At 37.2% G+C, this 22,526-nt stretch carries 18 protein-coding genes; 15 read left to right on the top strand and 3 right to left on the bottom strand.

Going from position 1 to position 22,526, the window contains the following annotated elements:
* Positions 1-52: 52 nt before the first annotated feature.
* Positions 53-1,624 (bottom strand): PucR family transcriptional regulator, encoded by a 1,572-nt coding sequence (locus tag FD20_RS00185; RefSeq protein ID WP_057735492.1) that lies wholly within the window; start codon positions 1,622-1,624, stop codon positions 53-55.
* Positions 1,625-2,467: 843 nt separating this feature from the next.
* Between FD20_RS00185 and FD20_RS00180 the strand changes: the two genes are divergently transcribed.
* The 6 genes from FD20_RS00180 to FD20_RS00155 all read left to right on the top strand — a co-directional run bounded on the left by FD20_RS00180 (position 2,468) and on the right by FD20_RS00155 (position 10,167).
* The gene (locus tag FD20_RS00180) at positions 2,468-3,250 is read left to right on the top strand and encodes a transporter substrate-binding domain-containing protein (protein ID WP_057735491.1); all 783 of its coding nucleotides are present in this window, start codon (positions 2,468-2,470) and stop codon (positions 3,248-3,250) included.
* A gap of 11 nt (positions 3,251-3,261) precedes the next feature.
* Entirely contained in the window at positions 3,262-3,918 is a 657-nt protein-coding gene (locus tag FD20_RS00175) for an amino acid ABC transporter permease (RefSeq protein ID WP_057735490.1), read from the top strand.
* Positions 3,919-3,927: 9 nt separating this feature from the next.
* Positions 3,928-5,241: a lanthionine synthetase LanC family protein gene (locus FD20_RS00170; protein ID WP_057735489.1), complete on the top strand. Its 1,314-nt coding sequence runs from the start codon at positions 3,928-3,930 to the stop codon at positions 5,239-5,241.
* Entirely contained in the window at positions 5,238-6,299 is a 1,062-nt protein-coding gene (locus FD20_RS00165; protein ID WP_235807683.1) for an iron-containing alcohol dehydrogenase family protein, read from the top strand. Before FD20_RS00170 ends, FD20_RS00165 begins: the two co-directional genes overlap by 4 nt.
* Complete coding sequence (locus FD20_RS00160; RefSeq protein WP_057735488.1) at positions 6,299-7,474, top strand: aminotransferase class I/II-fold pyridoxal phosphate-dependent enzyme; 1,176 nt, start codon at positions 6,299-6,301, stop codon at positions 7,472-7,474. The genes FD20_RS00165 and FD20_RS00160 overlap by 1 nt, the downstream gene beginning before the upstream one ends.
* Positions 7,475-7,974: 500 nt before the next feature.
* On the top strand, positions 7,975-10,167 hold the full coding sequence (locus tag FD20_RS00155; RefSeq protein WP_057735487.1) for an ArnT family glycosyltransferase: 2,193 nt from the start codon (positions 7,975-7,977) through the stop codon (positions 10,165-10,167).
* Positions 10,168-10,325: 158 nt separating this feature from the next.
* Here FD20_RS00155 and FD20_RS13250 read toward each other — a convergent pair whose 3' ends face one another.
* Positions 10,326-10,466 carry a hypothetical protein gene (locus FD20_RS13250; RefSeq protein WP_157060801.1) on the bottom strand — a complete coding sequence of 47 codons (141 nt, stop codon included), beginning with the start codon at positions 10,464-10,466 and terminating at the stop codon, positions 10,326-10,328.
* Between the two features lie 622 nt (positions 10,467-11,088).
* Between FD20_RS13250 and FD20_RS00150 the strand changes: the two genes are divergently transcribed.
* The 9 genes from FD20_RS00150 to FD20_RS00110 all read left to right on the top strand — a co-directional run bounded on the left by FD20_RS00150 (position 11,089) and on the right by FD20_RS00110 (position 20,642).
* The gene (locus FD20_RS00150; protein ID WP_057735486.1) at positions 11,089-12,723 is read left to right on the top strand and encodes a M20/M25/M40 family metallo-hydrolase; all 1,635 of its coding nucleotides are present in this window, start codon (positions 11,089-11,091) and stop codon (positions 12,721-12,723) included.
* Positions 12,724-12,734: 11 nt separating this feature from the next.
* Positions 12,735-13,574 (top strand): dimethylarginine dimethylaminohydrolase family protein, encoded by an 840-nt coding sequence (locus tag FD20_RS00145; protein ID WP_057735485.1) that lies wholly within the window; start codon positions 12,735-12,737, stop codon positions 13,572-13,574.
* Positions 13,575-13,595: 21 nt separating this feature from the next.
* Complete coding sequence (locus FD20_RS00140) at positions 13,596-14,423, top strand: transporter substrate-binding domain-containing protein (RefSeq protein ID WP_057735484.1); 828 nt, start codon at positions 13,596-13,598, stop codon at positions 14,421-14,423.
* A gap of 25 nt (positions 14,424-14,448) precedes the next feature.
* Complete coding sequence (locus FD20_RS00135) at positions 14,449-15,135, top strand: amino acid ABC transporter permease (RefSeq protein WP_057735483.1); 687 nt, start codon at positions 14,449-14,451, stop codon at positions 15,133-15,135.
* Positions 15,136-15,150: 15 nt separating this feature from the next.
* Positions 15,151-15,894: an amino acid ABC transporter ATP-binding protein gene (locus FD20_RS00130; RefSeq protein ID WP_057735482.1), complete on the top strand. Its 744-nt coding sequence runs from the start codon at positions 15,151-15,153 to the stop codon at positions 15,892-15,894.
* A 24-nt stretch (positions 15,895-15,918) separates the two neighbouring features.
* Entirely contained in the window at positions 15,919-17,205 is a 1,287-nt protein-coding gene (locus FD20_RS00125; protein WP_057735481.1) for an aspartate aminotransferase family protein, read from the top strand.
* Positions 17,205-18,569 (top strand): NAD-dependent succinate-semialdehyde dehydrogenase, encoded by a 1,365-nt coding sequence (locus tag FD20_RS00120; protein WP_057735480.1) that lies wholly within the window; start codon positions 17,205-17,207, stop codon positions 18,567-18,569. Before FD20_RS00125 ends, FD20_RS00120 begins: the two co-directional genes overlap by 1 nt.
* Before the next feature lie 303 nt (positions 18,570-18,872).
* Positions 18,873-19,997, top strand: a complete 1,125-nt coding sequence (locus FD20_RS00115) for an aminotransferase (RefSeq protein ID WP_057735666.1) — start codon at positions 18,873-18,875, stop codon at positions 19,995-19,997.
* Between the two features lie 288 nt (positions 19,998-20,285).
* The gene (locus FD20_RS00110; RefSeq protein ID WP_057735479.1) at positions 20,286-20,642 is read left to right on the top strand and encodes a hypothetical protein; all 357 of its coding nucleotides are present in this window, start codon (positions 20,286-20,288) and stop codon (positions 20,640-20,642) included.
* Between the two features lie 92 nt (positions 20,643-20,734).
* Here the strand turns inward: FD20_RS00110 and FD20_RS00105 are convergent, their stop codons facing one another.
* Positions 20,735-22,438, bottom strand: a complete 1,704-nt coding sequence (locus FD20_RS00105; protein ID WP_057735478.1) for an MFS transporter — start codon at positions 22,436-22,438, stop codon at positions 20,735-20,737.
* Positions 22,439-22,526: the final 88 nt, after the last annotated feature.

The raw sequence follows: 22,526 nt of genomic DNA, 5'->3' as shown, positions 1-22,526 counted from the left end.
TATCTAACATTTGATTGTGGACCTTATTTAAGGCACGAGTTATAAATGATTATCAGAGTAATAGCAATGCTACTAGCAGCCGTTGAGCAACTTCGGGATCTTTGTAGTCTAACTGGAGTATATCTGCGGCCTTTTTAAGCCGATAAACTACTGTATTTCGGTGGATAAATAGCTGTTGAGCAACCAAATTAATCTGTTGATGGTTATAAAGATAAAGTTTGAGAGTTGCTAATAAATCATCCATCTCTTGTTTATTTTTAATTTGCAGAAGGGGACCAAGAATTTCGGTAACAAATGAATTTGCCTCGTTTTTTGGAATTAACTGCAATAATTCTGAAACTTTTTTAGGACGAAACTGTTGAATGACAATATTCGACTGCTCGGCTAATGTGTAAGCTTTTTTTGCTTCGTGATATAGGGATGGCAGTTGATTGACCGGTAATTTTGCATGGCTTAGACCGATTTTTAAAAGATAGCGATTGCCAAACATCTTTTTAAGAAATAGGGCGAGAGCACTGAGAAAATGTTCGGGATTTTGAGAGTCGGAAATAATTAGGACGAGCTGTTGCTGAGAAACAAAACTGGTTGCACGAATATTGTATTCGTCAATAAACCAGTCGCTTAAGTGTCGAACTTGTTCGACTTGATTTAAAAATAAGAGCACGCCATTTTTAGCAGGTTGTAATCCACAAACTGCACAGTAACAATTTTCTTGCAGATTAATGTTCAATTTATCTGGGTGTTGGTCTGTCAAGTCGATACTGATTCGACCAGTCAAGACATTGTTAAAAAATTCATTGAGTTGGTGACTTGCATCTTCTTTTCTGACATCGGTTCTACTATTCATCAAACTAATAATATTTTGTACTTGTTGGAGCTGAAGTTGCTGCATTGAAGTTAACTTTTCCAAATCGAAAATTCCAATAAATGATTTATTTTCTGAATACATGACCATTAGTGGAATGATCCGAAGTCTGCGATTGCCGCAATTAATAGTTATTTCTTTACTTAATGATAAGTAGCTGCCCTGAGCCGTGTTACGAAGATCACTTGAGATTTTTTCACGTTGATCCCAAATGGCTTGATTTGTAAAGCGCACTCGGAAATGACTGTCTAATAAAACAATGTCATGCTTCAAGTAAATGGCACACTGGTCTAAGAAAACATTATATTTTGTGTTGTTAAGTGCCAATTGTGAAAGCTGCTGATTTTGCTGAATAGCTCGACTTAGTCTGAGAACATCAGATTTAATGACAACTTTAATTAGTGAGGAGACCGTCTGGCTTAGGGATTCTTTTGCTGGAGTCAATAATAAGGGAAAATCCAAGGAATTTGCGAGTTGAATAATTTCATTAGGAATTTTTTTAAAATAACGGTTTGCTTTGATCCCCAAGCCGGCACATCCAACTGCGGACATTTTTTTTATTAATTCTGTTAGGCGATCAATGTTTTGATAATAGTGATAGCCGGTTGTAACTAATAATTGACCGGCAAACAAGTAAGATTCAATATCAGGTGCTTCAATCATTCCAATCAGTTTAGTATCACGATCAATTCCGTTGGCTCCGGCAATTAATTTGATGTTTTTTAGTTCGTTTGCTTTTAATAAGTTCACCATTTGCATAGACGCGGCACCTCTTTAGATTGTTTACAATAGTTGTTTATGACCATATTTAACAATCAGTTTAATGTTTTTGTGCAGGATTGCCAATAATTTTGTTATTAAATTCTTTGAAATATAGAGGCATAATTGCTTTTTGTTTTTCAGTAGTAGTCATGACCTTACAGCAGCGAGTGGAGATAAACTCCATACTTAATAATAGAATAGTTTAAAGTTGCTACATGTTATGTTACAAGAAAGATTTCATCCGTTTATTGTGAAATAATTTGTATCCAGATAAGGGATAAACTTCTCAATTTACCATTGGGACTTAAATATTATTTTATTTGCATCGTTAATTAGTTAAACTGGTAGTTTCGTCAAGTTTTTTCAAGAAAATCTATGATTTATATTAAAATATGTTGACGATTTAATTAGCTTAAGGTAAGATACAGATTAATTATTACTCATATTATTAAGCGGTATTGGGAAGAGTAGTTAGCTTAGTATGTTTTCAGAGAGCGTTGGGCGGTGAAAAGACGCAGCAAAAAAGTTAATGAAGATGAACCCATGGCTATGTTTACAAGTGCAAGCTTGAAACACGTTAGGATTACGGTATAATTCCTCTATGTACTCAAAGGAGTGCATTTAAAGGTAATTGCTATGTTAGGCAGTTATAAAAATGGGTGGTACCGCGATATTTTCGTCCCTGTGCAATTTAGTTGCACAGGGACTTTTTGTATTTTTAAGTAAGGAAGGCGGGGTTACATAGAATGTTAATATACAGAAGCAGTTTTTAGATAGATTAATACAAATAGTTATTACGTGAAGCATATTTAAGAAATATTCATAATCGGAGGAGACGACATGCAATTCAAATTTAACAAAAAGTTTTTAACGTTAATAATTGGTTTTATTTCGCTAGGGGTATTAGTTTCGGGCTGTTCAAAAGGCAGTGCTGATAATAAAAAAACATTAACGGTTGGTACCACTGCTCAGACATATCCAAATTCGTATAAGAAAAATGATAAATTAGTAGGTTTTGATATTGATGTGACAAATGAGGTTGCCAAAAAAATTGGCTATAAAGTTCGTTGGAAAGTGATTGGTGATGTCCCAGGTCTTTTTGGAGCATTGGACTCGGGGAAGATTGACACTATTGCTAATGCTGTAACTGTTTTACCAGCAAGACAAAAAAATTATAATTTTTCACGAGTTTATTCTCGATATCCAGCACAGATTGCTGTTTTGAAAGATTCAAAATATAAATCGGTTAAAGATCTGGAAGGAAAAACTGTCTCAGCAACGATTGGTTCTAGCAACATTGATTTGTTAAAAAAATATAATTCAAAAGTCAATATTAAAACATATGATGATCGAAATGCAGTTTTCACGGATGCTAATTCGGGAAAAGTAGATGGTGTATTAAATCAGCGTCAATTCCTGCAAACTACTATTAAAAAACAAAAACTTAACTTACGGATCTTAAAAGATGTTATCGGTGAAAATAAAGCTGCATATCCTTTTAAGAAAAAACAAGATCAAAAATTACGACAAAAAATTAGTGATGCGTTAAAAACGCTTGAAAAAGATGGAACATTGAGCAAAATTTCAAAGAAATATTTTAATGAGGATGTAACTCAAAAGTAGGAGTGGTGGCATTGAATATTAAGTATATTTTGGAAATAGTACCTAAAATTGCAAGTTATTTACCAGTCACTATTTTTATGGCAGTTTTTGCAATGGTTCTTGCAATTTTTCTAGGAGTTTTATTAACTATTGTGTTTTATATTCCTAAACTCCAATGGATTACTAGGACTTATACATTGATTTTTCGTGGATTTCCAACGCTAGTGCTTCTATTTATTGCATATTATGGTGTGCCACAATTACTGCATACTGAAGACGATATTTCGGCTTTTGCCGTTGCTACATTCTGTTTGGCTTTCAAAGAGGCTGCTTATCTGGAAGAAATTTTTCGTTCCGGTATTCTTTCAGTTGATAAGGGACAAATGGAGGCAGGGCGTTCTTTGGGATTGAGCAAGGCTAAAGTTTATCGGAAAATTATTGTACCGCAAACTTTTCGATACATTGTGCCGCCAATAGGAAATACATTTATTGGGCTCATAAAAGAGACATCACTTGCTTTTTCGATTGGAGTAACTGAAATTTTTGGACAAGGTAAATTAATTGCATCAGAAAATTTTCAGTATTTCAATGTGTACATTGTAGTAGGTATTTTATACGTGATCCTAATTTATTTTTATTCCTTATTGCAAACATTGATGGAGAAAAAATTAAATCAAATTTACGAATAGGAGATTCGAATGAAAAAATATTTACAAGGTGCTGAACAGGCATTTAAATATATTGATCAATATAAGATAGAAAGTAATGAAGGAATCTACTGGGACATTACTAATGCATTTCAAGGGGGATGGAAATATTATGATGAAATCAGCTTATATGCAGGCAGCTCTGGAATTATTAAGTTGTTGTTAGGCTTATACGAAACAACAACAAAAGATGAGTATCTGAAGATCGCAACCCAAGCAGGCAATTACTTGGTTTATCGTTGGTCGCAGCGCAGAAATTTAAAAAAAGCTTTTTCAAAGTATGCCTTTACGACCGGGTATGCGGGCGTTGCGTATATTCTAAATGAATTATATGAACTTACAAAAGAGAAAAGGTTTAAAGAGATTGTCACGCAAATTACCAATGAGATTATCAAGGAACAAAATAAAGAAGGCTGTTGGAGTGGGCAATCAGGAATTGTTGCCGATTCTGGTACAGTTTTATTTTTAATCTCGCTTGTTGGAAAGTATGAGTTGCCGGGTTTAAATTCTGCCATTAGAAGATACGGAGAGTTTTTGCTTACTCAACAAAAACATGACCCTGTCTATGGTAATTATTTTATCGGGTTAGACTTGAAGTATGTAGGTGGACCGATCGGAAAATTTAATACAGGCTTTCCTCTAGGACCATCCGGAGTAGCATATACACTTTTGAAAATCTATCAAATAACTGATGATTCGCGTTTTTTGCGGGCTACTGATGGTATTAAGGAATTTTATGAAAAGATGACAGTAGCTGGAGATGCTATTTTACTGCCACATTATTTACCTGATGATAATCATATGTGCTATGCAGGATACTGCGGGGGGCCAGTAGGCGTTTCAAGATATTTTTTCGAATATTATAAGATAACTAAACAAAAAGATTATTTAAAAGATTTTTATAAAGCAATTAATGGACTTTCGGTATTACATGTGCCAGAAGAACGATCATCAGGTTTTTGGAATACAGACAATTATTGCTGCGGGACTGCAGGTGTACTTCAATTATATATTGGTGTTTTTCTAGCAACAAAAAATCAGAATTATTTTCAAAAAGCAAAGGCAACCGCTGATATTTTGCTTAATCGCGCTATTAAAAAAGATGGGACCTTCAAATGGTTGCAAGCATTTGAACGAAAAAATCCTGATGTTTTGACAGCAGCGCTCGGATACTATGATGGTACGGCTGGAATTGCCGCTTCATTATTACAATTTCAGCAATTGGTTGATCAAACCTTCAAGTACCATCGATTAGTGGATGATCCTTATGCAGAATCGCAAGAAATAGGTGATAATTTTCTATGATTACAAAAAATAGTGTTATCTTGAGCCCACAGCAGTATCTTAACGAACGGGGTGTTCTTAAAAAAATAACAGAGTTGATTGAAGAACGAGCATTTAATTCACCTGTGATTATGACTGATAAACAGGTAAAGCAGGCAGTTAAGGGATTTGTCGACAATAATTTGTTCGTTAACTATACTACGCTGCTCTTCAAAGGAAACTGTACCTTTACTGAAATTGGAAGGTTAACAGAAGAAACTAGAAAAGGTGATGTGCTACTGGCGCTGGGAGGAGGGCAATTACTAGATACGGCTAAATGTGTTGCAAATAACCTGAAAATTCCGTTGATTAGCATTCCAACGTTGCCTTCAAATTGTGCTTGCATTACTACTAAAAGTATTGTTTACTCAGAAAAACATGAGATGCTTTCTGCTGTTCGACATTCTCAAAGTGTTGATACTGTTTTGGTAGAACCTGAACTATTGAGACAAGCTCCATACCAGTATTTTCTTTCTGGAATTGGAGATACACTTGCAAAATGGTATGAAATTCGCAGAAGAATTCCAATTAGTAAAACTAACAAGGTAATTCTAGAAATCTCACGAAAATTGATTGAAATTTGTAAAGAACAGATCCTCAAGGTGGATAATTTAAAATTATTAGATGAAGAAGAATTAAAAAACCTTTTGGATACAATTTTTTTAGTAGCAGCTTCAGTGGATGGTATGGCTGGTCTAAACGGCCGCAGTGTGGCAGCTCACAGTTTTTACAATGGTTATATCAAAGCATGTCCGGGTTACCACAAAACACATGGTGAAATTGTTGCAGTAGGAATTTTGTTTCAGCTGACTCTTGAGAAGGAATTTAATGTGATAAAAAAACTGGTCTCTTTTTATCACAAACTAGGATTACCAACTACTTTAGCTGAGTTAAATTTTAAAAATGATAAGAAAAAACGAGCTGTGTTGGCTAATGTTGTCGTTGCTAAAGATAATACTAGAATGCGTTCTGTTTTTCCTGATATTTCAGTAAAAAGAGTTTTCCAGGCATTGGATTATTTGGAAGAGGTACAGTATTGATGGAGATAAAAAGTTCTGACAGGATTAATAGGCGTACAGCACATTTTTTGGCGCAACAACAAAATCATATTCAAAGATTAAACGATCAAGGAATTAAAGTTATTAATTTGGGTCGCGGTAATCCAGATCTTCCTACATCACCGAACATTGTTGAAAAGTTAAATGAAGAATCATTGAATCCAAAAAATCATGGATATCCACCATATGGAGGAAAAGAATCTTTAAAAATTGAAATTATAAACTTTTATTTAAAAGAGTATGGAGTACATCTGCAAAGAGATGAAGTTACCATTTTTAATGGATCCCTTGCAGCGTTGACGGCATTACCGATGATTCTGGTGAATCCAAATGAAGTTATTCTTAGTCCAGATCCAGCATTTTTTGGGTATCAAAATGGTGCTTATATGGCTGGAGGAAAGGTCTATCGAATGGAGCTCACTGCAAAGAATAGATATTTACCTGATTTGAAACAAATTCCGGCTGATATTCGGAAAAAAGCTAAGTTAATGTTTTTGAATTATCCGCATAATCCTACAGGTGCAGGGGCTACATCAGATTTTTTTGAAAATGTTGTCCATTTTGCTGAAAAAAATGAAATTGTCGTTGCACACGATTTTGCCTATTCAGATATTAGTTTTGGAAAAAAAGCGCCCAGTTTTTTAGCTACTCGTAATGCAAAAACTGTAGGAGTCGAAATTTACACACTTTCCAAAACTTTTAATATGGCTGGTTGGAGAATTGCATTTGCAGTTGGCAACCGCAAGGTAATAAAGTTGCTAAAGCAATATGTGCAAAGTTCGCTTGGAGGTACGTTTGGAGCTATTCAAGATGCTGCTAGTTTTGCGTTAAAAACACAAGACATGGAACGAGCAAATTTAAAACAGACATATCTTACTAGACGTAATGTGGCACTTTCAATTTTAAAAGAAGCTAAAATAGAGGTTCTTCCATCAGCTGGAACTTTTTTCCTATGGGTGAAACTACCATTAGATAGTGCTGATGATATTGAATTTGCAAAAAAATTATTAGAAAAAAAACATATAGCGGTTGTGGCAGGCAGCACATTTGGTTCTAAAGGGAGAGGGTATTTGCGAGTAAGCTTAGTTTCTTCGACGACAGTTATTAAGGAAGGTATGACACGGTTAGTTGATTTTATTAAAAATAGTTACAATTAACGGTTGTTTCATAAGAAAATAATTTTAAAATAAAAGATCTACATCTAATAATGTTTTAGGATGAAAAAAGCATATTTTTAAATAGCAGTCTGTTGTCAGTTTTTTATCATTGATCAGGCTGCTTTTTGTATACTGTTTTTTTATCACATAAGAAAAATTTTGATTTATTTTAATGTACTCTTTCTGTTTTAGGGAAGGATGTTTTGCTATTAATTACACAAATTGTTTAGATAGTCTTGAGCAACTTATTGTTTGAATAAATTTGTTCAAGTCAATGCAGTAAGCTTTTTGCCTTTTTCAAAAAGCAGTTTAGTTAGACGCGATTTCTATATAAAAAATTAATAACTCTTAAGGAAAAAATATTGATTTATATAAAGTAGCTAAAAAAAGTAGGCTTAATCTTATGTGTATGGCCTGTATATGCATGTTGTTGTGTTGGAAATGCTTGGTTAGACTACTTAGTAATGTTTATTCAAAAAAGAGAGGGATGTGAGTAATGAATGAAAGAAAAGTTTAAACGGTTAGACGGGTGGCTAATAGGTATTTTAATTTTCGCCGCTTTTTTATATGGTTGGAGTATTTGGAAAGCAGGTTCATCAAATGATTTTTATACATCTGCTATTATCAGTATGAGCAAAAGTTGGAAAAACTTTTGGTATGCGAGTTTTGATCCTGCAGGTTTTATCACTGTTGATAAGCCTCCAGTTGCGTTATGGTTTATGGTTGCGAGTGTCAAAATTTTTGGGCTACATAGCTGGAGTATTGTTTTATCTTCAGTTTTATTCGGAATTGGTTCGGTTGCTTTGATTTATAAGATGATTCGGCCATATTTTGGCAGACTTGCTGCCAATTTAGGTGCCCTTTTTATGACAATTACACCGATCGTTGTTGCTGACTCGCGCACAAATAATATGGATGCAACTTTGGTTTTCTTCTTGTTATTAGCAGGTTATATCCTGCAGTTGGCGGTGAAAAAGCATAAAGTATGGCTTGTAGCAATTGCATTTGCTCTAATTGGGATTGCTTTTAATATTAAGATGCTGCAAGCATTCATGGTTTTGCCGGCAATGTACTTTTTCTATTGGATTGCTTCTACGGTTGGCTGGAAGAAGAAGGTGGTGCATTTATTTGTTGCAACGGCTGCTGTAACTATCTTCACACTATTATGGCCGTTGGCTGTTGATTCGACTAGTTCCAGCAAACGCCCTTATATTGGAAGTTCCTCTACTAATTCTGTTCTAAACTTAGCTTTTGGTTATAACGGCAGTCAGCGTTTGTTAGGACAGTCAACAGGAACTGGCGGAAGATTCAGCGGAATGGGGAACTCTCAGAAAAAACAACCAGCGCAAGGAAAAACGAAAAATCGACCAACTGGCAGCAAGAAAATGAAATCTCCTGGAGCTACTGCTACAGCCAATAAGGGCGGCCAACAAATGGGAAAACAACAAACTGGAGGACAGGGTACTCAAGGTGGAGGCAGCGGAGCCTTTAACATTGGAACTGCTGGGCCGTCTAGGCTTTTACAAAAAGCTCTGGGTCAACAGGTCAGCTGGCTATTTCCCTTAGCTCTTGTAGGTTTAATTGCTGCATACCTGTATGAAGTTAAACGTCAGAAAAAATGGTGGAAAACGACTCAAAAGCAACAACAGCTGCTTTATTGGGCTGGCTGGTTAGTTCCAGTCGCTGGTTTTTTCAGTATTGCCAGTTTTTTCCATCCATACTACATGATTATGCTTGCCCCACCTCTGGCCGTTCTATCGGCTATTGGTGTAACGACGTTTATCGAATCACTAAAGAAACAACGTGATCGTTGGCAACTTTATTTGATAGCCAGCGGCTTTTGGATAACTGCAGGATTGCAAGCTTGGTATGTCTACAGTTATTACCCGTGGCTCAGTTGGACAATTATTGTAGGAACGATAGGAACTTCACTTTTGGCAGTATTCTATCAGAAGTTGCACAAAAATTTGATCTATGGAGCTTTAGCAGTGGCGTTTTTAACTCTTGCCCCCGGGTTCTGGTCTTTGACACCTACTTTAGCAGGAGCATCTGATGCAATTCCGTCGGCTGGGCCTGACCTGCTAAGTAATTCTGGTCAATCTAGTGGTGGTCTAGGCAGTGAGAGTGCAAATACAAAAATGATCAAGTATCTTGAAAAAAACACTAAAAATACTAAGTATTTGTTCGCAACAATGGACTCTAATACAGCTGCACCATATATTATTAAAACAAAAAGAGCTGTGATGACAATTGGCGGATACAATGGTACGGATAATGCAATTTCTCTCGCACAGTTCAAAAAAATGGTCAAAGAAGGAAAAGTCAAGTACTTCTATCTTTCAGGCAAAACAACAAGCAGTTCTATTATTAGATGGGTTAAAAAACATGGAACCAAAGTTAAAACAAAAGAATATACAGATACAACTTCCGCAACTTCTAATCAAAAACAGCAAGGTACCTCACTGAACAAACGTGGAACGACGGGACGACCGAATGGTCAAAAAGGACAAGCGCCTAAAGGTTCATTCAAAAAAATGGCTGCAAAAGGTCAAAAAACCGGCGGCAAAGCTCCTAGCGGGATGAAAAAGCCTAGCGCTGGTGGTCAAGGGCAAAAAGGAATGTCTAAGAATCAATCCCAGCCATCAGGTGGATCGATGGGAGGACAAAGTGGCACATTATATAAATTAAATTAAAGTTTTAAAATATGGCAGTTTAGCAGAAATATATATATTCAAAAAGACTGTAATGCAAAAGATTGATAAGTGTTGAGCCTTACCGAATAAGATAATCTAAGATTAGATCCAGTTAGAAATTGACTATAATCAGTTTCTAACTGGATCTTTTATTTAGCCTATCGATAGTTGTTCGGCTTTAATTTAGAGTTACGAATGTAGCCTAATTTAGGTGTAATTCTCACAATCCAAAAGGGAATTAGTTCAAAAGCTGAGTTATGCGTTAGTTTCTTTAGCGATGCTGTATAACAGGTGTCCATAAGTTTTCCTCCTAACTTTGTATTCGTACTCAAGTTTTTACCAACTTTTTATACACATTCTTTTTGTTCATGCATTTTTAGCTGATTTCAACAAACAATAATGCAAAAATTTTAAAATCGGTTTAAGCTACATTTTTTTGACCCGGCACCAAATGGGGGAAAAAGTGTATGCATAATTCAAAGTATGCTTTGAATTAATGATTTTTACTAAAAATCACGTGAAAACTAAATTGAAACTCATTTAAATTTAATCTGGATGATGTTTTTACGATGGCTGAATTGTGAATGAAAGTGGGCATAATAAGCGCATTCTCCTTTGAATGTTAAAAGACATAACATACAGCCGTCCATATAGCTAGTGCAACAGTTACCCATTACTTGAGATAATAAAGGTCAAAAAGTATTGTTGAATATTTAAACCGCAATCAAGAATATATATTAACATGTAAACTGTAACACTACAGTTTTATGCATAATAGCAGTTAGTAGATTGCTCGCTGACTTTTGAAAGCAAAAAGTTTCAGTCTTTAGGCATTGTTATATTTATTGACATGACATTGAGAGTAAATTATAATCACATTAAGTTTTAATTATATTTTTTTATAACTTGGAAGTGGTGGAGATGTATCAAGAACTAGAATTATTGTCAGATGAACAGCGAATAGAAGCAATTACACGCAAGCTTGTTAGTGTGAAAAGTGTTAATGGTACTGCTGGTGAAGTTGCAATTGCTGAGGAAGTTGAAAAAATTTTACGTAGTTTCCCATTTTTTCAACAACATCCTGATTTTGTATGGACTCAGAAACTTCCGGGTGACTCATTGGGAAGAAAGAATGTTTTTGCCTTTATAAAGAAGGAAGGGGCGACAAAGACAGTCATTTATCATTCACATATGGATACTGTTGGAATCGACGATTTTGGAGTTTTAAAAGAGGAGGCACTGGATTCAGATCAACTGAATGAATATTTTAAAGGCTATAGTGAGGATCCAGATATTCAAAAAGATGCACTTTCAGGTGATTGGCTTTTTGGCCGCGGAGCATTGGATATGAAAAGTGGAGATGCTGTTAATCTTGCTAATCTACTCCACTATAGTGAGCATCCAGAAGAGATGATGGGGAATCTGCTATTTATGGGTAATTGTGTTGAAGAAAATGATCACAGTGGTGCAATTGCTTCACTAGATGAATTAGAAAAATTAAAGCAGAATTATAACCTAACTTATGAAGTGGCTGTTAATACAGATTTTATCAGTCCCAAATATGAAGGAGATCAGCAGAAATATATCTATTATGGGGCTGCAGGCAAAGCTTTAACTTGTTTTTACATTAAAGGGATCGAGACACATGTTGGTAACACATATGCTGGAGTTGATTCTACGTTGGTTGCTAGCCGTATCAATTTGTTGATTAATAATAATCCAGAGTTTGTGGAAGATATTCCAGATGAAGAAATATTGCCGTCATCATGTCTGATGCTTCGAGATCAAAAGGATTTCTATAATGTTCAAACTGCTAAGGTTACGCATATGTACTTTAATACATTCACATACAAGCGTCCCGTTTATGAGATCTTGCAGCATTTAAAAGAAGCAGTTCAGCACGATTGTAGTGATTTAGTCGCAGATTTGGCAGCAAAGCAGTCCGCGTATCTGAATGGCTTGTCATTTCCGGCAGTTCAGGATGAACGAAAAATTAAGGTGTTCACATTCGCTGAGTATTTGGACTATCTTCATCAAGAAGGTGTTCAAGTGGATGACTTGATACATTCTTTTTGGTTGAAAAACCAAGGGCTTGATAAAAGAGAAATCGGTTTTGCATTAATTGATTATTTAGATAAACAGCTCAATGATAATGTGGCAAAAGTGGTTCTGTTTTTAGCACCTCCATTCTGTCCGCATAACAGTATTGCACAAGATTCACGTATTTATCAAAAGCTCAAAGCAACTCTGACTGACTATGGACAAGAAGAAGATTTTAAAATGAAACAGTTCTTTCCTTATCTGTCTGACAGCAGTTACTTGGCAATTGATGAAACTAATGCGGAGATTAATAAACTGACTGAGAATTTCCCGCTTGCTGGGAAAATTTACCCGCTGCCTTACGATAAAATGCGCTCATTAAGTATTCCAGCTGTTGACATTGGTGTATTTGGCAAAGGAGCACACACCTGGAAGGAACGAGTCTATAAGCCGTATTCGTTTGAATTTTTGCCTAAACTGATTCGTGACTTTACAGCAAAAACTTGGAAAAAGTGAGGAGTGGAACAATGTTTGTACGTAATGGAACTTCTGAGTTAAAAAAAGTTTTGATCTGCCCACCAACCTATCTGGAAGAAGCAGCACCGATCAATGAGATTTCAAAAAAATATGCTGATCAACCATTGGATCGAGAAAAACTGTCTGCTGAATTTGAACAGCTTGTTGAAGCTTATCGTCAGGCTGGAATCAAGGTTGAACAGCAAACCGCAACTCCAGAGATGACAAATGCAGTTTTTGCACGTGATTTTGGCGGTTGTGTCAAAGAAGGTTATATTCTTGGCCGGTTTAAAAAAGATCTGCGTTTTCCTGAAAGAAAAGCGTACGCAGATAAGATGAAGAAATTGGGAATTCCTAAGATAACGGAGGTCAAAGAAGGCTACTTTGAAGGCGGAGACTTTGCCTTTCTGACTGAGAAAATAATTGCAGTAGGAATTATCGATCGTACAAACGAGAAAGGGTTTGAGGAAATCAAGGCCGGATTATCACCTTTGGGATATGAGGTTTATCCAGTCCCAGCAGATCCGCGCTATCTGCATCTTGATATGTGCTTTAATCTTGTTGATGATCATCTCGCAGTTGCCTATAAGGAGGGGCTGCCTACATCGTTTTTACAACTGCTGGAAAAACTGGAAATTGAAATTATTCCAGTACCAGAAGAGGCTATTTTCAAGCATGGATGCAATCTAGAAAGCTTAGGAGCTAAACGAGTTCTATCTTTGAAACAAAATACAGCAGTTAATCAATCACTGCGGTCGCATGGAATGAAAGTGATTGAACTAGATATAACTGAAACTTTGAAAGCGGGCGGCGGTCCGCACTGTATGACTTTTCCGTTACAACGTGGCTAATATAAAATTGGGGGAGAAATCATGAAATTAACATTTAAAAAGACTTTGGGGATGCTTGGAACAGTAATGGCATTAGGACTTGTTCTTGCAGGTTGCGGCAATAAAAATTCAGATAACAGTGTCAAAAAGATTCAGGATAAGAAAACCTTAGTGGTGGGGACTTCTGCAGACTATGCACCTTTCGAATTTCCAATTATGCAAAATGGAAAGAAGAAAATTGTTGGTTACGATATGATGATTGCACAGAAAATTGCGGATGATCTGGGTGTCAAACTTAAGATCGAAAATACAGAATTTCCATCTCTAATCTCAGAGTTAAAAAATAATAAGATTGATTTGATTATGGCTGGGATGGTTTCAACTAATGAACGTAAAAAGGCTGTTGCTTTTTCCAATTCTTATTACACAGTTGAAAATGTGCTGTTAGTTCAAAAGAAAGATGCAAATAAATTTAATAGTGTTTCTGATGTTAAGGGCAAGCAAATTGGTGCACAGCAGACGACAACACAAGAATCAATTGCTAAGTCTCAGTTGAAGGGAAGCAACGTTGTTACCGAAGGTGTTTTAACTGGTTTAACTACTGAATTATCGCAAGGCAAGTTGAGTGGTGTGGTCGTTGAAAATGAAATTGCTAATAACTACATCAGACAATATCCTGACAAGTATGCAATTGCCAAGGTCAAATTAACGACACCAAAAGATCAACGTTCTGTTAATATTGCGGCACGGAAATCAGATAAAGCCTTGTTGAAACGTGTAAATAAACAAATTACTAAACTGAAAAAGAGCGGCGAATTAGACAAGATGTTTAAGAAAGCTGAGGATCTGCAAGCTAAGAATTCAGATTAACCGAATCAAGTAAAGGGTGAAGAATATGTTTGATTTTTTAAAGCAGTACTATCCAGTGTTTGTTGAAGGAACTGCGCAAACGATTATTATTTCCATAATCGGGATCATGATCGGAATTTTGCTTGGATTGATTTTCGTTATGATGCGTCTTTCAAAAATAAAGTTTCTTTCGTACATTGCACGTGTTTATATCGCAATTGTCAGAGGAACTCCCGCTATGATTCAGGTAATGTTGATTTACTATACCTTATCGAAGGTTTTAGAAGTACCGCAGATTCAGTTTTTAGGTTCAGGACTTGATCGTGTTATTCCAGGATCAATTGCGCTAGGAATTAACTCAGGTGCATACACCGCAGAGATTTTCCGTTCTGGTATCATTTCCATTTCGAACGGGCAGACAGAGGCAGGACTTTCACTAGGTCTGAGTGATAGAACAACGATGTTTTCAATTGTTTTGCCACAGGCTGTTCGGAATATTTTGCCAGCGCTTGGGAATGAATTTATTTCCTTGGTCAAGGAATCGTCAGTTTTGTTCTATATTGGTGTTCAAGAGGTTACGGCTCAAGCGTTGGGAGTCGGTGGAACTCTGTATGACTTTGTACCGCCGCTGATCGTTGCCGCACTGATCTATTTTGTCCTGACCTTTATTTTGTCGCAGCTGATGCAGCTTCTGGAGAAGAAGATGGGACGCAAGTACCTGCGAAGCAATTAGAGAGGGGATAAAAAAATGAGTGCTGGAGAAAGTATTATTGAGGTCAGCAGCCTTAAAAAGGCTTTTGGCGATAATGTGGTTTTAAAAGATATTTCATTTGATGTTAAAAAATCTGAAAAAGTTGTTCTAATTGGCCCTTCTGGGAGTGGGAAAAGCACCTTGCTGCGTTGTTTGAATCGTCTAGAAGATGATTATGAAGGTAAGGTCCTGTTTGAAGGCGAGAATGTGAATGGCGCCAGCAAAGAAAAGTTACGTTTGCTGCGGCAGAAAATGGGAATGGTTTTTCAGCAGTTCAATCTTTTTCCGCACAAGACCGTCCTTGAGAATATAACTTTTTCGCCGATAAAATTAAAAATTGCTACTCCGCAAGAGGCTATTGCACACGCACACGAGTTGCTCAAACAGGTCGATTTATCAGAGAAAGCCGATGCATATCCGCAGTCATTGTCAGGTGGACAGCAGCAGCGTGTTGCGATTGCCCGTGCTCTGGCAATGAATCCTGAAGTTATGCTTTTCGATGAACCAACTTCGGCACTTGATCCGGAAATGGTTGGCGATGTTTTAGGTGTAATGGAGAGGTTGGCTAAAAATGGGATGACGATGATTATCGTTACACATGAGATGTCATTTGCACAAAATATTGCTGATAAAGTTCTCTTCATGGACGATGGCATGATTGCTGACAGTGGGACGGCTAAGCATATCTTCAAAGAAACAAATAATACGCGGACACAATCATTCTTATCTAAAGTCATGTAGTTGTTCGCAAGGAGTGAAGTAAAATTGAAATCATTATATGAACGATCGTTAACAGTTTTACCACCGGTGGCTAAACGCGCAACAAAACTAGGAATCGTAAAAGGTCAAGGTGCTTACTTGACTGACGAAAAGGGTGAGAAGTATCTTGATTTCGCAGCAGGTGTTGGAGTAGTTAATTGCGGGCACAATAATCCGATTGTGGTTGAAGCAATTGAAAAACAACTACATGACCTTGTTCATGGAGGACATAATGTTGTTTACTATCCTTCATATATTGAGTTGGCAGAAAAACTAGTTGCTCGTGTTGGAAATGATTATAAAGTTTATTTTTCCAATAGTGGTGCCGAAGCTAATGAAGGTGCGGTTAAACTTGCGTTAAGCGTGACCAAGCGAAGCGGTATTATAGCTTTCAATAGTTCTTTTCATGGGCGTACACTTTTGACTGCAGCAATGACTGCCTCGAACGCACAGTATCGCAAGAATTATGAAGGCGTCCTGCCACCTGTCTATCACGTTGACTTTCCTGATATCTATAATACTAAGTTGAGCGAAAAAGAAGAAGTTGCCCGCTGTCTAGAACAGTTGGAACAGGTTTTTCATAACATACTGGCACCATCCCAAACAGCTTGTATTGTTGTTGAACCTGTGCAAGGTGAGGGTGGTTACCTTCCAGCTCCAAAAGAATTTTTGGTCAAGTTACGCGAAATCTGTGATCGCTTTGGTATTTTGTTGATTTTTGATGAAGTTCAAAGTGGATATGGGCGAACTGGTAATTTATTTGCTAAAGATCATTATGGCATTCAACCTGATGTCTTGACCTCGGCCAAGGGGATCGCAAATGGAATACCTTTGAGCGCAGTGATCGGTAAAAAAGAATACATGGATAAATGGGAACCTGGAGCTCATGGTGGAACATTTGGTGGGAATCCGTTGGCTTGTGCTGCCGGATCAGCTGTTTTAGATATCATGGATACTGATTTTTTAGAGCATGTTAAAACCGTTGGGGCTTACTTTACCGTCAAACTTCAAAAACTGCAGGAAAAATATCCAGTTATCAGCAGTGTACGCGGGTTGGGATTGATGATTGCAATCGAGTTTCGCAAGGATGGTGGAAAACCAGCAACTGCATTAGTTGCGAAGGTTCGTGAGAAAGCTTTGCAGCAGCATTTAATTTTGCTGAATTGCGGTGTTTTTCATAATGTAATCAGATTTATTCCGCCATTGATCATCGAAAAGAGCGATGTGGATAAGGCTATTGCAATTCTTGATACGAGCATTGGCTCAAGTTTGAAAGAAGTGGGTGAAAGCTAATGGGGTATACCGTAGTCAATCCGTATAGCGGAAAAGTGCTCAAAAAATTTGCAACACTCAGCGATGCTGAAGTTGAAACAGCTTTAAATAAAGCTGAAGAATTCTATCAGCAGCAAAAAAAAGTTGCTGTCGCAGTTAGGGCGGAAAAGCTAAAACGTTTTGGGGCAGTTTTACTTAAAAACAAGGAAAAATTGGCGCGTGAGGCGGCGCTTAATATGGGAAAACGGCTCAGTGAAGGCCGTGGTGAAGTGGAATTATGTGCAAAGCTTGCAGAGTATTATGCAAATAATGCTGCCTTGCTCCAGCCTAAACCATACTCATATGGGGCGGGCAAAAAAGCTTTCTTGGAATATCATTCATTAGGCATCATTGCGAGTGTTGAGCCCTGGAACTTTCCGTATTCACAGGTTGTACGTGTATTGGCACCTAACTATTTGATTGGTAATCCAGTTGTTTTGAAACATGCGGGGATTGTTGCTGGTTGTGCAGAATTGTTGGAAAAGTTGGTTCAAGAAGCAGGTTGGGAAGAAGGAGCATTTAAGAATCTTTTTGTATCGCATGATCAAGTTTCAAAAATCATTGCGGATAAGAGAGTTCAAGGAGTAGCCTTGACGGGTTCAGAAGCAGCTGGACGAACGATTGCTGGTGCTGCTGGTAAAAGTTTGATCAAATCGACAATGGAACTTGGTGGAAGTGATGCTTTTGCTATTTTAGATGATGCAGATTTGAAGCTCGCCATTGCGGATGCTACGGCAGCAAGATTGCGCAACTCTGGTCAAGTTTGTACGTCAGCTAAACGTTTTATTGTTGAAAAGGCTGTTGCTGAGGAATTTATTGAAGGTATCAAGCAGACTTTTGCCGCCAAGAAAATGGGTGATCCACTTGATGAGACAACTGAACTAGCACCGCTTTCTTCCCATAGTGCGGCTGTTGGATTACAGACTCAGGTTGATGAGGCGGTTCAACACGGTGCAGAAATCTTGGTTGATGGTGGGGTTGTTGAAGGTCAAGGCAACTTCTTCAAACCAGTCGTTCTGGCTGATATTGCGCCTGATAATCCAGCTTATCGTCAGGAATTCTTCGGTCCAGTTGCACAGGTCTTTGTTGTTGAAAATGATGAGCAGGTTGTTGCTTTAGCAAATGATTCAGATTTCGGTTTAGCAGGAGCAGTTTATGGAAAAGACGAAGAACGCGCCCATCGGGTTGCTTCACAAATTGAAACAGGCCAAGTCTTTATTAACCGTCCCTCTGGAGCATACCCAGAGTTACCCTTTGGCGGGGTAAAAAATTCCGGCTATGGACGTGAAATGAGTGATCTGGGCTTGTATGAATTCACTAATCAAAAAATTATCGTATTTAATTAAACGGATAATACTGGAAATAACGTATTCAAATTATTTTTGACCACAAGTTATTTTCGTTAAAAAGAGAATTTAACATATTCAAATAAACGAATATCTTAAATTCTTTTTTGTGTTAAAAATCTTTTTAAGACATATTATTTTAGAATATCAAGAGATCCGCATGACAAAATTATGTGCGGCGAGAAGATAAAAAATACGTGTCTGCTGGTAACTTTTAACATTAATCAACGAACTCAAAGAGCGGTGATACTACAATCCGAATGCCAGTAACACAAGCAATTAATTTAGATTGGAGCGATGGTTATCGAAATAGCAAAGTTTGGTGTTGAAGAGTGGCTGAATAAATGGGAGAAAGAAGCTCGTTATGATATCTCACAGAGTTCGATTGCGGCTTTAACATTAAAAGAACTAACAAATTTAGGCGGGATGACAGTTACTGCTTTTTTTGAAAAACTTAGCAGTAAAGAATTGGATTATGGCTGGATCGAAGGTTCACCAACATTTAAGAAACTTGTTGCAAAATTTTACCAGAAGATTCCTACTGCGAATGTTTTGCAAACCAATGGATCAACAGGAGCAAATATGTTGGCACTTTATGCGCTTTTGAATCCAGGAGACCATGTTGTTACAACTTTTCCCACTTATCAACAGCTTTATGACATACCACGCTCGCTTGGAGCACATGTGGATTTTGTCCGCTTGGAGGAAGCTGCCAATTGGCAGCTTGATTTGGAAAAACTGGCGGCTGTTGTTACTCCAGCAACTAAAATTATCTGTTTGAATAATGCGAATAATCCAACCGGGACATTGCTTGATCGAATAGCACTTGAGCGAGTTGCAGCTATTGCTCGCAAAGCGGATGCATATGTTGTTGTCGATGAAGTTTATTCTCCTTTAGTGGATAGCGATGATTTTGTTTCAATTGCGGATGTTTATGAAAAAGGAATCGCTACTAATTCTTTGTCAAAAACTTATTCGCTTCCAGGACTCAGAATAGGTTGGATTGCTTCTCCAGACAGTGAGATTGTTAATCTTTTTCGAAAGTATCGTGACTATACTTTAATTAGCAGCGGAGTATTGGACGATGAATTAGCTGTCTTGGCCTTGTCAAACAGGGCGAAAATTCTTCAACGAAATCAGAAAATTGTAATCGACAACTTAGAAATCGTTAAAAAATGGATTGAAAAAGAACCAAGAGTTGAATTGGTTTTGCCTAAAAATGTGCCAACTTCATTTATTAAACTTGATATTCCAGAAGATGACTATTCGTTTTGTGTCTCACTGCTAAAGAATACCGGTGTCCTACTCGTTCCAGGAACGGCCTTTGGGGTACCTCAACATGCACGTTTGGGCTATTGTTGTGATAAAAAAACTTTAGAACAGGGATTGGCATTATTAACTCAGCATCTCAGAAAATTTGATAAATAAAAAGTAATAAATAGGTTGTTATGAAACTTGGAATGTAAGGTTGCGACAAAAGTGGAGTTTTGTCACAGTCTTTTTTAGTGTGATCTGCGCTCTATGAACTAGCATATTTTAAAAATAAAAATCAATTTTCACTGTTTTAAGCGCATAGTCAGTACCATATCATGAACCATTATTGCTTGTAGTAAACTTTATGTTCAAGCATCTTTTTGAACATTATAGAATTCACAATGTTGGCATCTATTTTATGAAAACGCTATACTAAGCCTATAAAGTGAAGGAGGTGCAGCTATGAGATTGTTTAATCCGTATTTTTTCAAATATGTACCGGCCAACCATCGCGACCCAGAGCTTAACGCTGCTTACAAGGTTGGTATTGGAAACGAGTTAGGATATACTTGTCAGAAAATTCAGCTTCTTTATAATGGTAAGATTCAGCCCAGAACTGTACCGAGTTTCATTTTTATTGATGAAGAATTATCCTCAGATAAAGCGGACTTTAAAAGAATTAGTGAGGCCATGGAAGATGTCTGGGAAAAATACTTGGATACACCGGCTGATCTGAGAGATAAAGTAAAAGATATTGATTTAACCAAAAATAAAATTAAAAAACAGCTTGGGAAGGATTACTATCCGGAAAAATCTTAGTTTTACCTGCAGACAAAAAGGACTGAGTCAGAAGTTATTTTGGCTCGGTCCTTTATTTTAACTTTTATTATACGAACTTGGTTAATTAAAACTTAAGATGACATATGATGATAGTCCTTCTTGCGATAAAATAAGAAGCTTGAGAATCCTGACAATATAATAAAAGGGACTGCCTTGCGGTATGGGCTCAAGAAGGCTTGTTTCAGATTGCGTTTGATATCTTGTTTTATGCGTTTTGTTACAAATAAAACTATTGATCTTTGGTGTTTAATGTTTTGTTTAACTCGGGCAGATACTTTTGCGTAGATATTTTGTTTTGCAGTTTCGGGGAGAGATGAACCATTAGGAATGCGCGCCAAAACTGCTTTATATCTTGTTTTAGTGATGGTTTTGGCTCTGACAGTCATAGCTGACTGCGATTTATTAGCAGTCTCTCCATGTTCAAGAGCTTTTTTGACATTTTCTTTAAAAGCTTTTTTGGATGCATGTGGCAGTGCAGCTGCTTCAATGCGTGCGTCAGCATTGTTGAGCGAGCGTGTTTTAGCTGTTTTTAAGTTAGTTGTTAAGGAGGAGACAAAGACAGCAACGGCCAGCAGGGTTCCGATTTGTCTAAAAAGTCCTAAGACACTTTGAGATGCAGTTAAAAGTTCTCCCGTGAAATTTGAGGCTCCCAAGATAACTATTGGACCAGCAATTATTCCAAATCCACCTCCGATCAACATAAAGCTGATTACCAGTTGGTTGTAATGTTCTGGGTCAATAATAGCAAGAACTATGTAGCCTGCAATCATTAAAAGGAAACCTAGCAGCATCATCAAACGTGGACCGGTTGTTTCGACAAGACGTCCGCCAACGGGGGATAAAAAGAAAATCATCAATGAAGTTGGCGTGATCATAAGTGCTGCTGTTAATTCGCTCTTCTCGAGAACGGTAGTAAAAAAAGTTGGCATGATGACCATAATTCCTACTAAAAAAATACTACTTAGAGTCATTGCAAGTACTGCACCAACGAATTGCCTTTCCCTAAATAAGGCAAGCGGGATCATAGGTGCATGGCTGTAATGTTCAATAATGACGAATAGACCCAAGGAAAGAGGAACCGTAGCTACAAGTATGATAATGGAGCTGCTATGCCAACCCCAGTCATTTCCTTTGATCAGTATAAGTGTTAGTGAAAATAGCATTATCATCGATAAGAACATTCCAGGTAAGTCGATTTTGGCATTGACGACTTTTTCATTTTTGAGCGGTAGGAGACAAATTGCCAAAAATAATGCCAGAGTGATCAGAGGAAGGTTAATAAAGAAAATATAGCGCCAGTTCAGATATTGTGTGATGATTCCACCTACAGTCGGACCAAGCGCTGCCGCTAGGCCTTGTGTGATCCCTAAGACGGTCAGTACAGTTTTTCTGTCTTTGAGGCTAACTGATGAGATGCCGATTGTCATGCTGGCTGGAAAAACAATTGCTGCCCCGAGGCTCTGAATTCCGCGTCCGATAACTAGCCAAATAGTATTTGCTGCAATTCCAGAAAATAACGAACCGAGCATGAAAGCAGCTAAACCAATCAGATAAACCTTGTTTTTGCCAAAAAGATCTGCAATTCTTGCAAAAGGAATTGTTAAAACGGCAAATATAATTGTGTAAATGTTTAAAGCCCATGAAAGGCTTTCCAAGCTAACATTCAGGCCTGTTTGAATTTTTGGCAATGCAATATTCATGATTGTTGTGTCAAGCATACATAAAAAGATACCGATTGCCATTGAAAAAGTGATTATTTTTTGTTTCTTGTTCATGATAAATACTCCTTGTGTTATTAATTTTATAGCTTGTTTCACACGATAGCATGGGGTATTCTTATTTTATATATATGGTTTACAAAAG

The organism is Liquorilactobacillus uvarum DSM 19971 (assembly GCF_001434935.1).
Lineage (GTDB): Bacteria > Bacillota > Bacilli > Lactobacillales > Lactobacillaceae > Liquorilactobacillus > Liquorilactobacillus uvarum.
Note: the sequence above shows the minus strand (reverse complement) of the source record. Positions and strands in the feature narration are given on the sequence as shown.